At 47.4% G+C, this 14,440-nt stretch carries 12 protein-coding genes; 7 read left to right on the forward strand and 5 right to left on the reverse strand.

Translation table 11 applies throughout. The annotated features are described in order from the left end of the window. Positions 1–190: 190 nt before the first annotated feature. From mdlC to B3M52_RS17265, 6 genes are all read left to right on the forward strand, one after another. On the forward strand, positions 191–1,765 hold the full coding sequence (gene mdlC, locus B3M52_RS17245; RefSeq protein ID WP_410797521.1) for a benzoylformate decarboxylase: 1,575 nt from the start codon (positions 191–193) through the stop codon (positions 1,763–1,765). Between the two features lie 27 nt (positions 1,766–1,792). Then, positions 1,793–2,770, forward strand: a complete 978-nt coding sequence (gene dctP, locus B3M52_RS17250) for a TRAP transporter substrate-binding protein DctP (protein ID WP_286749964.1) — start codon at positions 1,793–1,795, stop codon at positions 2,768–2,770. Between the two features lie 77 nt (positions 2,771–2,847). After that, the gene (locus B3M52_RS20045; RefSeq protein ID WP_410797522.1) at positions 2,848–3,300 is read left to right on the forward strand and encodes a TRAP transporter small permease; all 453 of its coding nucleotides are present in this window, start codon (positions 2,848–2,850) and stop codon (positions 3,298–3,300) included. Beyond that, positions 3,300–4,613 (forward strand): TRAP transporter large permease, encoded by a 1,314-nt coding sequence (locus tag B3M52_RS17255; protein WP_286749965.1) that lies wholly within the window; start codon positions 3,300–3,302, stop codon positions 4,611–4,613. Before B3M52_RS20045 ends, B3M52_RS17255 begins: the two co-directional genes overlap by 1 nt. Before the next feature lie 60 nt (positions 4,614–4,673). Continuing rightward, positions 4,674–6,134 carry a benzaldehyde dehydrogenase gene (locus tag B3M52_RS17260; RefSeq protein ID WP_286749967.1) on the forward strand — a complete coding sequence of 487 codons (1,461 nt, stop codon included), beginning with the start codon at positions 4,674–4,676 and terminating at the stop codon, positions 6,132–6,134. A 467-nt stretch (positions 6,135–6,601) separates the two neighbouring features. Then, complete coding sequence (locus B3M52_RS17265; RefSeq protein ID WP_286749968.1) at positions 6,602–7,606, forward strand: porin; 1,005 nt, start codon at positions 6,602–6,604, stop codon at positions 7,604–7,606. 322 nt (positions 7,607–7,928) lie between these two features. On the opposite strand, the gene B3M52_RS17270 is transcribed toward B3M52_RS17265, so the two are convergent. Genes B3M52_RS17270 through B3M52_RS17290 form a run of 5 tightly spaced genes read right to left on the reverse strand, consistent with a single transcriptional unit; the run spans position 7,929 to position 13,064 of the window. Continuing rightward, on the reverse strand, positions 7,929–9,254 hold the full coding sequence (locus B3M52_RS17270; protein ID WP_286749969.1) for a TRAP transporter large permease: 1,326 nt from the start codon (positions 9,252–9,254) through the stop codon (positions 7,929–7,931). Between the two features lie 23 nt (positions 9,255–9,277). Next, on the reverse strand, positions 9,278–9,793 hold the full coding sequence (locus B3M52_RS17275; protein ID WP_286749970.1) for a TRAP transporter small permease: 516 nt from the start codon (positions 9,791–9,793) through the stop codon (positions 9,278–9,280). A gap of 3 nt (positions 9,794–9,796) precedes the next feature. Beyond that, complete coding sequence (locus B3M52_RS17280; protein WP_286749971.1) at positions 9,797–10,828, reverse strand: TRAP transporter substrate-binding protein; 1,032 nt, start codon at positions 10,826–10,828, stop codon at positions 9,797–9,799. 26 nt (positions 10,829–10,854) lie between these two features. Beyond that, positions 10,855–11,937 (reverse strand): enolase C-terminal domain-like protein, encoded by a 1,083-nt coding sequence (locus B3M52_RS17285; RefSeq protein WP_286749972.1) that lies wholly within the window; start codon positions 11,935–11,937, stop codon positions 10,855–10,857. 8 nt (positions 11,938–11,945) lie between these two features. Next, on the reverse strand, positions 11,946–13,064 hold the full coding sequence (locus tag B3M52_RS17290; RefSeq protein WP_286749973.1) for an alpha-hydroxy-acid oxidizing protein: 1,119 nt from the start codon (positions 13,062–13,064) through the stop codon (positions 11,946–11,948). A 349-nt stretch (positions 13,065–13,413) separates the two neighbouring features. Between B3M52_RS17290 and B3M52_RS17295 the strand changes: the two genes are divergently transcribed. Beyond that, complete coding sequence (locus B3M52_RS17295; protein ID WP_286749974.1) at positions 13,414–14,313, forward strand: LysR family transcriptional regulator; 900 nt, start codon at positions 13,414–13,416, stop codon at positions 14,311–14,313. The last annotated feature ends 127 nt before the right edge of the window (positions 14,314–14,440 follow it).

The raw sequence follows: 14,440 nt of genomic DNA on the forward strand, positions 1-14,440 counted from the left end.
AACTGATGCTAATACGTACACAAATAGCCATACATGCCTTGATCATGCCTGAATCTTCTTTGTATGGAGTCAATGTTTAGATATAGATAACACTGATATTTAATTACTCTAAATATCTATTTGATCAATGAGTAGAGCGTTGATAACGTGAAAGTCCAATCAGTAATAAGAAGCTCTCATGACCAATACTCTGCCGTCTGTTAAAGAAACAGTGTTCCAGATACTTAGAAATCATGGAGTCGACAAGGTTTTTGGTAACCCCGGCTCTAACGAATTGCACTTTCTGCGAAACTTTCCCGACGACTTTGAATACATCCTCGGTCTGGATGAAGGCGTTGTCATAGGGATTGCAGAGGGCTACGCACAGGCGAAGGGCCAACCAGCCTTCGTTAACCTGCATTCTGCTGCCGGGACTGGAAACGCAATGGGAGGACTGACCAACGCACGCAACTCCCATAGCCCTATCGTTGTAACAGCTGGGCAGCAAGCCCGAACCATGACCTACGCTGATCCGATGCTTAAAAACACAGATGCCACCATGCTGCCCAGGCCGCTAGTAAAGGACAGCTTTGAACCACTGAGCCATGAGGAGGTTCCCCACTCCATCAATAGGGCACTCAATTCTGCAATGGCCCCGGCCAAGGGGCCTGTATACGTCTCGATACCTTACGATGACTGGGAAAAAACCATCAGTGAGAATGCGCTCCAGCTAGAAAAACGACGCGTTTCGCACTGCGGAGCACCAGATAAGGTGCTCCTGGAAAGAATAAGTTATCAGATCCAGGCGGCTAAACATCCAGTACTGGTCCTCGGCCCGGAGGTCGATGGTGAGGGATGTAATGGTCTTGTCGCAAAACTGGCCGAGAAACTTCATGCGCCGGCCTGGGTTGCACCATCCGCGCCCCGCTGCCCCTTTCCAACAAACCACCGGTGCTTTGCTGGAATATTGCCTGCCGGAGAAGCGGCTCTTTGTAGTCACCTTATTGACCATGACCTGATCATCGTCATTGGCGGCCCTGTTTTTCGCTATCACCAGAATGATCCCGGCACACTGATTCCTGACCAGGCAGAGCTGATTCACATCACCTCCGACAGCGACGAAGCTGCCAGGGCCCCGGTCGGTGAAGCGGTAGTTGGGAGCATAAAGAGCGTTGTCGCCGCGCTTTACGAAAGCCTGCCCGAAAAAGCGGCCGAATGTCCCTGCTTCCAAATGACAGTTAGCCGGAATATAGACGATGACGCGACACTTACTCCTGAGTCACTCTTTGATGTGGTTAACGCGCTGACCCCCCGAAACAGTATCTACCTGAATGAAGCTACATCAACACTCGCAACCCTCTGGTCGCGAGTAACAATGGAAGAATCCGGCAGTTATTACTTCGCTGCGGCGGGCGGCTTAGGTTTTGCGATGCCCGCAGCACTTGGTGTTCAGCTGGCCTGCCCGAACAGGAAAGTGGTGGCTTTCATCGGTGACGGATCCACCCATTACAGCATTGCTTCATTGTGGACGGCTGCACATTACAACATCCCTGCTATTTACGTGGTGATTAATAACAGAGGGTATTCAGCATTGAAATGGTTCTCTGAACTATTCGGTGTCGACGATGAAGTTCCAGGATTAACTATCGAAGATGTCGACTTCGTAAAAATATCTGAAGGGTACGGGGTAGGTGCCATCAAAGTTAGAACCATTAAAGAATTCAAAGAACATTACATAAAAGCTCTTGAAATGAGCCGACCATTTCTTATCGAAGTAGCAATATAAAACTCAAACAACCAAAAGGTGAACTATATGAACAAAAAAAACCTCTACTTATCCGCTTTTTTAGTTTGTGTCGCGTTACTATTTTCAACGTCGACCAGTGTATTCGCTAAAGAAAAAACTGAAATAACCGCAATTAGCGGGTTTAACATGAATACCGCGCTCACTCGCACGTTTGAAAAATTTGTAGAAAAAATAAACTCAGACGAAAATTCCCCTATACAGATCAAGCTAATAGGCGGCCCAGAAGCAATGCCTCCATTCCAAATTGGAAATGCGGTCAAAAATGGCGTTGTTGACATGATTCTATCGACGGGTGCCTTCTACAGCAATGTAATGCCGTCAGCTGACGCGCTGAAGTTGACGAACTACTCTCCGCAACAACTACGCGAAACCGGAAAATGGCCGGAACTTCAAAAGATATGGAAGGACGAAATGAACGTCCATCTACTTGCTTTCACCAACTATAACAATCAGTTCCATCTCTACACTAACAAACCGATTGAGTCTGCCCAGTTAGATGGTCAACGTCTGAGAGTAACCCCGATCTACCGATCCTTCTTTGAAGCTCTTGGTGCGAGCGTTGTACAAACGGCCCCTGGTGAGGTCTATACCGCGCTGGAACGTGGTGTTGTAGACGGATATGGCTGGACTATGCAAGGTATTTTTGACCTTGGTTGGCAAGAACAAACGAAATACCGAATCGACCCTGGTTTCTACCATGCAGAAGTGACCGTCATGATCAATGAGCGCAAATGGGATAGCTTATCAACCGAACAGCAGAACTATCTTACGGATAATGCCATCTGGCTCGAATCACTGAATGACGAGAATGAGTCTATCAATAAGATTGAGCAAAAGCGCCAAGCCGAATCCGGCATAGAAGTCATTACACTGCAAGGTACTGAACGCAAGAAGTTCCTTGACGTAGCAAAAGATGCCGCTTGGGCTGACGTTATTAAAAACTCACCCAATGTTGCCAACAGGATTAAAACAATCATCGAATAACCACCGATGAGTATCGCAACCTTTGGTCAGAGAGATTATAAAAAATGACAAAATTTGCGAAAACCTATGACCTACTAATGAAAATATCGGGCGTTACATCTGGCCTGATAATATTTTTCATTTCAATTCTTATTTTTACGAATGTAATTCTGAGAAACACTGGCGGTTTTTCTTGGTCATGGGTTACTGAAATATGTGAGTATGGACTTAGTTTTTCTGCATTTCTTGCCGCACCATGGGTGTTATATGAGTCGGCACATATTAAGGTCGACTTCCTACTTCACGGTTCGCCGGAGCACATCAGAAAAAAAATAGAAGTGTCAATCAACCTTATAGGATTAATTATAGGGGCAATACTATTTTATCTGATGCTTCGTGTAACTTTCGAAGCCTTCATGAACGAGACGTTAAAAATCAAGTCATTGGTTGTTCCCGAATGGTGGCTCCTGACAGCCCCAGTTGTTTGCTTTCTATTGATTTGCATTGAATTTTTCCGGCGACTAACAATACCTGCAAGAGGATCATCCTAATGGATTGGCAGCTCAGTCTATTCCTTTTACTTGGGCCTCTTCTGCTTCTTATGATTCTTGGAGTCCCCGTCGTTTTTGCATTCTTTGCGATCAATATACTCGGTGCATTTGTGTTCCTCGGTGGCGAGTTCGGCTTAGTGCAAATGGCCCTGAACTCAGCAGAGGCGATTTCGTCTTTTTCACTGATACCTATCCCGCTTTTTATTCTTATGGGCGAAGTTCTCTTCCATACGGGGCTAGCATATCGGGCAATATCAGCCATTGAACGACTTATCTCAGCCGTCCCTGGTCGACTCAGTATCGTGTCTATTCTGGGCGGAACGGCGTTCGCGACATTGTCAGGATCGAGTATCGCCAACACCGCGATGATGGGCAGTGCGATGCTCCCCGAAATGGAACGGAAAGGCTATCATCCAACAATGTCGATGGGGCCAATTCTGGCTGTTGGCGGAATAGCGATGCTCATACCTCCGTCGGCATTGGCGGTCACGCTGGCAAGCCTCGCGGGGATTTCAATCAGCAAACTACTCGTAGCAGGCATAGTGCCGGGACTGTTGATTGGGGGGGCCACTCTCATTTATGTTCTGATTCGATGCTCCATAAATCCCCAACTGGCACCCATCGACGACGCTGAGTCTTTCCGAGGGACTGAAAAATGGAAACCATTCTTTCGGGACGTAGTACCACTACTGTGTATCTTCTTCGTCGTTGTAGGCTCAATGCTGATCGGTTGGGCATCGCCTACGGAATCGGCAGCTTTTGGGGTGATAGCGTCTTTTATCGCTTCTTTCTGCTACAAATCACTAAATATGAAGTCATTTTTAGTCGCAGTTTTTGAGACAGCAAAAATATCGACGATAATTCTATTCATTCTTGTTTCATCAACTACATTTTCCCAAATACTTTCATTTTCGGGAGCAACAACAGGCCTACTTAACACCTTTCTAGAATTTGATTTGTCGCCATTTATGGTTGTCATAATAATGGTCTTTATTCTATTGATTCTAGGGTGTTTCACAGACCAAATCAGTATGATAATGCTTACACTGCCATTCTTTATGCCGCTAGTAGCAAGTCTTCAGATCGATCCCATCTGGTTTGGAGTATTGACACTAATTGCCATGGAAATCAGTTTGTTAACGCCACCATTTGGTTTGCTTCTACTTGTCATGAAAGGTGTCGCTCCAGCGGGAACCAACCTTGGCATAGTGTATAAATCTGCACTTCCATTTTTGCTACTTCAAGTTGGCGTCTTACTTCTTTTGGTTATTTTCCCAGGATTATCGGGACTATTTACATCATTGATGAATTGACCACGAACCTCAGGTTTATATGAACCAAACAAACAATATTAACATCCAGGAGACCAGAAAATGACTACAAACACACCCGCTCAATGGAATAGAAAACTTTTCTTGGGCAGCTGGGTACCTGGTCGCGGCGAACTCGTTTCGGTGACAGAGCCCGCAACCGGAAACCAACTAGGAATGCTTGCAACCGGTACCAAAGATGACATAGATGATGCCGCCCGCATTGCCAAACGGGCTCAGGTGGGGTGGGCCGCGATGCCATTTGATCAGCGAGCCGCCATCATGCGTCGGGTTGCACGCTCTCTGGAAGATAATGCCACAACGATCAATCAATGGAACATCCGTGAATGCGGCTCCACTGCACCCAAAGCAGAATGGGAGCTACAGGCATGCATTGAGCAGGCTCATATGGCGGCAGCCCTTCCAATGCAAGCTACTGGGGATATTTTCCCGTCCGCAATGCCGGGTCGTCGCAACTATTGGAAACGTATCCCTATCGGCGTTGTCGGCGTTATCTCTCCCTGGAACTTCCCCATCCTTCTAAGCCTTCGGTCAGTTCTACCAGCACTGGCAATGGGCAACTCAGTGATTCTGAAACCCGATATTCAAAGCGCCGTGTGTGGAGGACTGCTTCTGGCAGAGCTGTTCGCGGCTGCGGGTATCCCCGAGGGCGTGTTCCAGGTGCTACCAGGCGCAGCAGAGACGGGCGACGCACTCGTAAGGCACCCCGATGTGAAGATGATTTCGTTTACCGGTTCAACTCCAGTAGGGCGGCAGATAGGAGAAATTTGCGGGAGGAACCTTAAGAAGGTTTCGCTGGAACTTGGGGGCAACAACGCCATAGTGGTTCTTGATGATGCCGACCTGGAATCCGCTGCATCGTGTGCGGCCTGGGGGTCCTTTCTGCATCAGGGTCAGATTTGTATGCAGACGGGCCGTCATTTGGTACAGCGGAGTGTGGCTGAACGATACGCCGAGCTCTTGGCTGGTCGTGCAGCCAAACTGGTCGTGGGCAACCCTGCCAGCGAACAGGTACACATAGGGCCATTGATCAACGACCGTCAAGCCAAAAATGTCGAAGATATTGTTAACCGTTCCATTGAACTTGGGGCCCGATTGCTCACCGGTGGCAAGGCCGACAGTCGCTTCTACCCTGCAACTGTTCTGACGGACGTGACACCCGACATGCCAGCCTGGCGCGAGGAAATATTCGGTCCCGTGGCGCCGATTACGGTTTTTGATACAGAGGAAGAAGCAGTCGCTTTGGTGAACAGCTCAGAATATGGTCTTGCGGCGGCGGTGCATAGCCGGTCGGAGTCCCGTGGCTTAAAAGTCGCGACCCAACTATGTTCAGGTATGCTCCATATTAACGACCAGACAGTGAACAACGAGTTCCAGGTTCCGTTTGGTGGCATGGGCGCATCCGGTAACGGCAGCCGTTTTGGTGGCCCTGCGAATATTGATGAGTTCACGCAAACACAATGGATAAGTGTAATGGGTCCCGGCATGCAGTATCCGTTCTAGCATCAGAGAGCACTTCCAAAACACTATCGACGACTGATACGGATCTTGTCATACATGGATGAACTGCCTCCCCCCAGTACCTAAATGGGGGAGGCATGCATCAACCCCATAATGCGGCGACTTCTACTTTAATAAACAAAAATCACATATCAAATTTATCCGGCTATATAACTGGCCCTACAGAATTACTCATCAAAAGGCATGGCTTTTTTATCTTTCGGCTCACCCGATTTTATTTTCTCACCCTCCTTGCAGAAATAATAAGTCACTATATCGCTAGATATTTTATATTTAACGACAAAACCAAAATACATTCCCCTTCATACCAAAATCATATTTAAACAACAGAAAACAAAATACCTAAATATTTAAATGTACAAAAAATGGATAGAGATATTCACAAATCGGATATTTGATAAATCATTAATAATCGATAGTTAAAGCTCCATAAAATAAGGAGAAAAAGAGTGAACTATCAACATTCAATATTAGCACTTGCGATTACAACTGGTCTTGGCGTTGCTCCTGCTACTCATGCCCTCGAGTTGGGTGAATTCAATGACACAAAATTTAGCATTGGCGGTTACTTCAAGACCGAAGCCATTTATGAAAAGATCGATGACGGTGATTCCCGTATATTTGCTCGTGCGAACCAGTCCCGCGTTAACCTAAAGACGGTTACCCAGAAGGACGGCCATACGATTGTCGGCTTCGTGGAAGGCGATTTTTACGGCGGCTCATATCCCGCCGAGAACAACGACCTGCGGCTTCGCCATGCATTCATCAAGGTTGACCAGACCACAGTGGGCCAGACCTGGACCGGTCAGTTCTGGGCGGTAACCTATAACGACTATCTCGATTTTTTCGCGGGCCCCCGTGGCACTCTCGGCGGACTGAACTTCCGCTCCAACCTCATTAGCCACGAAGCGGGCGACTTCCGGTTTAGTGCCCAGGATCCTGTTAACGATGACGCCGACATTCCTGATGTTGCAGTCAACTACAACCTGAATTTTGACGGCGGTCATCGGCTGATTCTCACGGCATCCGGACGTGAAATCGAAAACGGTGATTTTGTGGGAGGCGGAGCCATCGGCTCCAAGTTCATGATCGGACCACACAGCCTCAATGTAAACGCACATTACGGTGAAGGCCTGGGCGCTTTTACTGCTGTTGGAGCAAACAACAGCTTAACTTCTCCAGATGTTGAAAATGGCGAAGCTGTCAGCCAAGCCGGTTATGATGTTGGATTTCGTTATGTCATTAACAGCACGTGGCGCGCCAATATCGCCTATACCAGTGTTGAAGTCGACGATAATGCCGAGACTGATTACGAAGCCCACCGCGCTAACGTGATTCATAACATCACCCAGGATCTTGAGGTCGGTCTGGAGTGGCGCAAGTACAACTTGGCCTTGGGCCCCTTGCGCCCGGATGGGCAGCAAGTTGAGCTTATGGCCAAGTTAAGCTTCTGATCTGATCAGTTAAAGCAACCCGCAAAGCAGCACCAGGAGGTGCTGCTTTGCGTTGGTCCACAACAGCAAGAACTATTTCAAACTGTAACCTCAATGGCAAAAGCAAGCCCAAGACGGCCAGAAGCTGTCAGCGGTGCTGGATCTTTTACCTGGCCGTTTACCAGTTCAACGAGGAAACCTTGAAAACGAAAAGGCCCGGAAAAACCGGGACCGGTTAGAGAGGAAAAGGGAACGTTCGCGGTAAACTAGCAAGCCTTCGGTACTCAAAGACCTACTAGCGATATAACAGTTACCGCTGTTCCCATATCGGGAAGAAGCGACCCTAATATAATAAATTAGGCAAGAACAAAGCGATTCCCGGAATGAAAACAATCAGTACCAACCGAACAATATCGACTATCCAGAATGGAGTTACCCCCCGAAATATCGTTCCTGTTTTAATATCGCCGAGTACTGCTCGAAGCACAAAAACATTTAACCCAACAGGAGGGGTGATCAGGCTTATCTCTGTAACCACCACAACAATGATCCCAAACCACACCAGATCAAAACCAAGCGATGCAACGACTGGGAAAAATACAGGTACCGTGAGGAGCATCATCGACAGACTCTCAAATACCATTCCAAGAACGATATAAATCCCGATAATGGCAAATAGAACAACAATCGGAGACAGATTAATCGCTGTTACAAATTCAAGTAACATATCCGGCAATCCGGCTCGGTTGATGAAGTCCGAAAAGATAAGCGCACCAATAACTACCGCGAATAACATTGCTGTGGTGCGAGCAGTATCTGCCAACGTTTCAAACAAAGATGAAAGGCTGAGACGACCACGCAGCAAGGTGATCAAGAAAGCGCCTCCAGCACCGATTCCTGCCGCTTCGGTAGGAGTAAAAATGCCTAAATATATTCCCCCCATGACCAGCGTGAATAGAGCTAATATTCCCCAGACACCCTTTGCCGCAACAATCCTTTCTGGCCAGGACGTTCTTGCACCGGAGGGACCAGCTTCCGGATCGCGCCAGACAACATAGCGAACGGCTACAAGGTAAAGCAGCACACCGAGAAGACCAGGGATGAAACCAGCTGCGAATAGCTCTCGAATTGACGAGCCGGTTAGCAAACCATAGATAATCAGAATAACGCTGGGAGGAATCAGGATTCCGAGTGTGCCGCCAGCGGCAATAGATGCCGATGCCAGTGCATCGCTGTATCCATATTTGCGCATCGGAGGCATCGCCACCTTGGACATCGTTGCCGACGTCGCCAGGCTAGAGCCAGAAATCGCCGAAAAGCCTCCGCACGCAACGATGGTTGCCATGGATAAGCCGCCCTTTCGGTGGCCTAGAAAGGCATGTGATACTCGGTAAAGTTCTTGGGACAACCCAGATCTCGTAACCAGGTTTCCCATAAGAATAAATAGTGGTATGACTGACAAGCCGTAATCCTGAACAGTATCGACGACACGAGTGGAAGCCATCGATAACGCGCCGGTCCAGCGAAAACTAGCCAGGTTATCGAGCCCAAGCCCTTGTAAAATGGCAAAACCAAAAAAGCCGACCAGTCCCATTGCGAACGCAATTGGAATTCGCACGACGATAATCAGGAATAGAAGAACGGCAAAGCCGATCAATACAGTGGACATAGGGATCCCCGGTTACGTTTCAGTTAATTTTTGTCGTGGCGTAAGATTCTGAACACGCCGTAGGAGAGCATCCCCAAAGCTGTCGCCCAGCTCATGACAGCGATGTAGATCATGACGTAACCACTTGGCAAGCCAAGAAACTCTGTGACAACGTTGCGGCTGATTGAACGCTCGGCCAACTCCCAGATTCGCCATCCGACTGCACAAAGCGATAAAGAAATAACGAAAGCTGCCAGTAGGGCGAATAGTTTGACGATCCTGGGACCCAGAATGCTGTCTAATAGATCCACAACGATGTGGCATCCCCGCCAGGTGACTACTGGCATTGCCGCAAAGACCATTACCGCGAGACCGATCTCCGTCAACTCGGTACTTCCATGGACAGGACTGGCAAAGATGTAACGGCCCACAACATCAATACAAGTAAGTACCATCAGAAAAAGCAGGACAACGGACGCGATGATTTCGAAAGAGAAGGCCAGCCATAAGGCTGGTCCTCTCTCGTCGTAATGCTTTTTCAGCCATTGAAGGAATGCCATTACTCACTCCTTCTTTTGCGCTTCGTAGTTTCGAGCAATGGAACGAAACTCTTTAAGAGCCTCGGAAGCATTTACGCCGGTATCTTCAAGTGAATTGAGCCAGTCTTCGTCGATCCCTGATGAGATTTGTTCAAACTCCACTGCGATCGGGTCACCCTTCTCTACGCGTTTAACGGCAACGCCCTTATCGATACTTTCTTGCAAGGCTTCATTACCACACTGCTCCCACTCCTGACCGGCAAGACGCGACAGTCGCTCTCCGGATACGCTCAGAAGAGCTTCACGCGTTTGGTCCGGCAAGTTCTCGAGGAAACCTTCATTGATGAAGACAGCGAAACTGGTCTGATACATGCCACCGGGCAGCAGTGTCAGGTTCCGAGCGACTTCATTCAGTCGAATAGTTCGCTGTTCGCATACGGGAAGAAATGTCCCATCGATTACGCCCTGCTGCAGCATTTCATAGACTTTGGTTGCGGGTGCATTTACGCCCACAACATCCATTTTTTCCGCCAACGAATTCATCACCCCACCACCGAGGCGAATTTTCTGACCGCTCAAATCCTTGAGGCTATTGATCGGATCTCTGGTATGGATCTGCCCAGGGGCGTGGGTAAACAAGCCGACGACCTCGACACCAACGAATTCGTTAGCCGGGGCAAGGTATTTCTCATGCACTCGCCAGTATGCGACTGATGCCGCCTCGGCATTCGGGCCATTTAGCGGCAATTCAGCGAGCTGGGTAAGCTCGAAACGGCCTGGCACATAACCTGTGGACGACCATGCTGCGTCAACCACGCCGTCCTCTACCAAAGTGAAAAGATCTTTCGGGTGGCCAATGTTGTATTCGATTTTCAGTTTCACCTCGCCGTTTGTAGCTTCCTCAATCCATTTCCCCCAAGTAGGAAGAACAACCGTGTTTTGAGGATGGGAGGGCGGCAACCAACTAGCTACGTACATGGTCGTCTGAGCATGAGCCAGACTAGTGAAAACCAAAGACAGAAAAAGCGCAGTTATAAGGATTTTTGTAATTTTCATAACATTTCTCCGCACATTAAAGGGGGTTAAACTATGTATTTTTCAATTTCCGACTCTTTCCATACAAAGCCTGCACCATGCTCATCCGAGAGAACTGCATCGCCATCAACAAATGCTAGAGATGAGTCCACAACCGCTTTAGCGATATCCATTCGTTCAAGCCAGTGTGCAGTAGGGCTGACAGCTAGAAGGTGGGCACTATATTCCTGGAATAAATGGCTGGACATTGGTTGCGCAAAAGCTTCGCACAGAGCTGAGGCCTTCAACCAACCTGTGACTCCACCAATTTTCATGACATCCGGCATCGAAAGATCACAAGCTTCCGCCCGGAGTGACTTGATCATTTGCTCAGTTCCTAGCCAGTTTTCTCCAATTTGAATGGCAACATTCGAAGCCGAGCGTACTTTTTCACAAGCGTCGTCATCAAAGTAAGAAACAGGCTCTTCCACCCAGGCTATGCCCTCGGCCTCAAGAACTTTGATTCGTTTTTTTGCCTCGGGAACGGTTAGACTCTGGTTGTAATCAACCATAATATCGACGTTGTCTCCGACCACCTCCCGTAGTTTTAAAACCACGTTGAGATCTTCCTCTAACGTTTCATAACCGATTTTGGTTTTGATTCCGCGGAAGCCCTGCTCTACCGATGCCTCGGCGCGCTGGGCAGCAAGGGATACGCCATCCATACTGTGGCTGTCATAGCTTTTAATTTTTCGAGCACCACCTCCCAGGAATTTATAAAGCGGCAAGCCTGCAGACTTTGCCAATACATCCCAAAGAGCCATGTCGATACCGGAACCTGCCATCCTCAACAGACCGGTGTATCCGAGCAATTGAAACCTTTCTTCCAACAGTTTATTAACAGTAAAGGGTTCAACCTTCATCCCGACGATGAGCTTAGATAAAACTTCAGTTACACTTTTTAGTGATGACAGCATTGCTGGAGAATAACCAAATAAATAGGCCTTCCCTACTGAGCTCGAGTTAGTGAATATATCCACTAATACAAGAGGAGAAGTATCTACTACACCAACCGCAGTATGTATGGGATATTCAAGAGGCACGTTTACAGCTCTTACATCAACTTTCTCAATTATTAAATAAGACACCATTTTATACCTCAATCAAAGACAAAACTTTTATTTATATCGTTAATGTCAGAACATCCAACGTGAGCAAGTGTGCGATCAACATCGTCTTTTAGCATTTGAATCATTTCGTCGACGCCGCGTTCACCGCGAGCAGCCAAAGCCCATAGCAAAGGGCGCCCAATCAGGGTGGCCTCCGCTCCCAGCGCAATGGCCTTCACAATATCTGAGCCCCTTCTGACACCGCTATCAATCATTACGGGAATATCAACTTTCGAAACAACCTCTTCTAAAGCTTGAACCGGAGATATACAGCTATCCAACTGCCTTCCGCCATGATTTGAAAGCACTACACCGTCGACGCCTATCTGAGCACATTTGATTGCATCAGAGGCATTATTTATACCTTTTACTATTAATCTATGAGGCCACTCATCTCTTAACCATTTTAAATCCTGCCAATCGAAGCTAGCGTCCATTTTTCTGCTCATAAGGGCAGATTGAATCTCTATATTATTAAGTTCGGCAGTTTCAAAATTTGCCAGTTTCGGCATGCCATATTTAACAAGATTCCAACTCCAGGATGGATGCAACGCTCCATCCCAAATGACCTTTGGCGTGTATTTAATAGGCAATGAAAACCCATTTTTAAGATCTCTTTCACGGTTCCCATTTACCGCTACGTCGACCGTGAGGATGAGTGTCTGGTAGCCGTTGTCGCGAGCTCTTTGGATAAACTGCTTCGCCAGCTCTTTGTGAATTACATACAGTTGAAACCAAAGTTCGCCGTCACTGGCCTGTGCAACTTCCTCGATGGAAGACGTCGATGCCGTTGATAACGAGAAGGGTATTCCGGCGCGAGCAGCAGCTCTGGCAATTTTCAAATCACCCTCCGGAGAGAAAAGGCCATTCAACCCAGTCGGTGCAACTGCAAAGGGGGCCGCCTGTTTATTGCCAAGAATTGCCCGCTCAATATTGCGATTGCTTACATCAACCAATCTTTTGGGTGATAGCCTTACGTTGGCGAACTCATTTCGATTGTGTTGCAAAGCATTTTCGTCATCGGCACCACCGTCGAGATAATCGAACACCATCTTTGGCAATCTGGATTTCGCTAGGCGACGGTAATCGTGATAACTCACTATCTTCATTGGTGCGTCCTCAGATTCATCAGAAAGGATAGGTTGTTGTTTTTTATCCTTAACTTCGGTTGTCTTTAATATCGTCTCTTCCGGGGCGCTCCCCCATATCGCAAGAGGAGATATCGGAAATCGTCGAGGGCACCTTTCAGAAAGTGGAGCCTATTCGATCTAGGATTACCGAGAATCTTGCTAGCACCATGGCGCTTTATTACTTGATAGTGGGCTGACTTGATTGATGTGTTGTTTTTCACTCTTCCAGCCTCGTGATTTTCTACGGTAACAACGAAAAATATATTGATCAAATTGATAAATTTTGCTATCAAATATAGATTATATGAATATTTGGAGCTGTAAAATTATGCAAAAATCTGACTTGGGCCTGATAAAGGTGTTCCTGTCTATCTATGAGGACGGCAGCGTTAGCAAAGCTGCAGAAACCCTCAACCTAACTCAACCTTCTGTTAGTTACTCACTATCACGCTTACGGGACTTGTTAAATGATTCGCTATTCACGCGTACGCGGGATGGCATGAAGCCTACGTTTGCTGCGGAGCAGTACTACAGAGTATTTGCCAGCTCAGTCGGAAACATCGAACGAGCCATCGCGCTCGCAAGAGACTTCGACGCTGCTATCTCCACAAAAACCTTCCGCATTGCGCTTTCAGATTTGGGAGAGTTTTATTTGCTTCCTAAACTGCTCGAGGCCCTCCGCGAGAAGGCACCAAATTGCAAGCTAGAGATTGTTACTACTGAAATACCGAAAATAGAGGAGGAACTGCTTCAGGGTCGTATTGATTTGGCGATAGGCAACCTTAGTTTTTTAAGAAAAAGCACCAAAAGTATTTTAGCTTTCACCGAGAACTACAGCTGTATTGTTTCAAGCAGCCACCCCAGATTGAAGGAAACTGTCACCAAAGAACAATTTTTGGAGGAAAACCATATCTACGTATCTAAGGCGAGCGGCCATTTTGATGCGAGCGCATATCTCAGAAATAGCGGTGAGACTATTAAGATAGGCCTACATATACCACACTTCTCATCTTTACCGGCAATTATCCCCAATTCACAGATGATTGCTTGTTTGCCTAGCAGAGTAGCAGAGCAGTTTGCTAAATCAGAGGGTATACGTTCATTTCCGCTTCCATTTCAGGCGGAATCCTTTAGCGTTGAGATATATTGGGTTGATAATTTTTATAACTCAAAGGCCAAGACATGGTTGGTGGATCTAGCATTCAATGCAATAGCTGAACCTTCATGATTGGACTTCCCCGATACAGTAGACACTCCTGGCCTATGATTGGACTTACCCCGGTCCACTAGACACTCCTGGCCTATGATTGGACTTACCCCGGTCCACTAGACACTCCTAGCCTATGATTGGACTT

The organism is Marinobacter sp. UBA2688, assembly GCF_002352785.1.
In the GTDB taxonomy this organism is placed as follows: Bacteria; Pseudomonadota; Gammaproteobacteria; order Pseudomonadales; family Oleiphilaceae; genus Marinobacter; species Marinobacter salarius.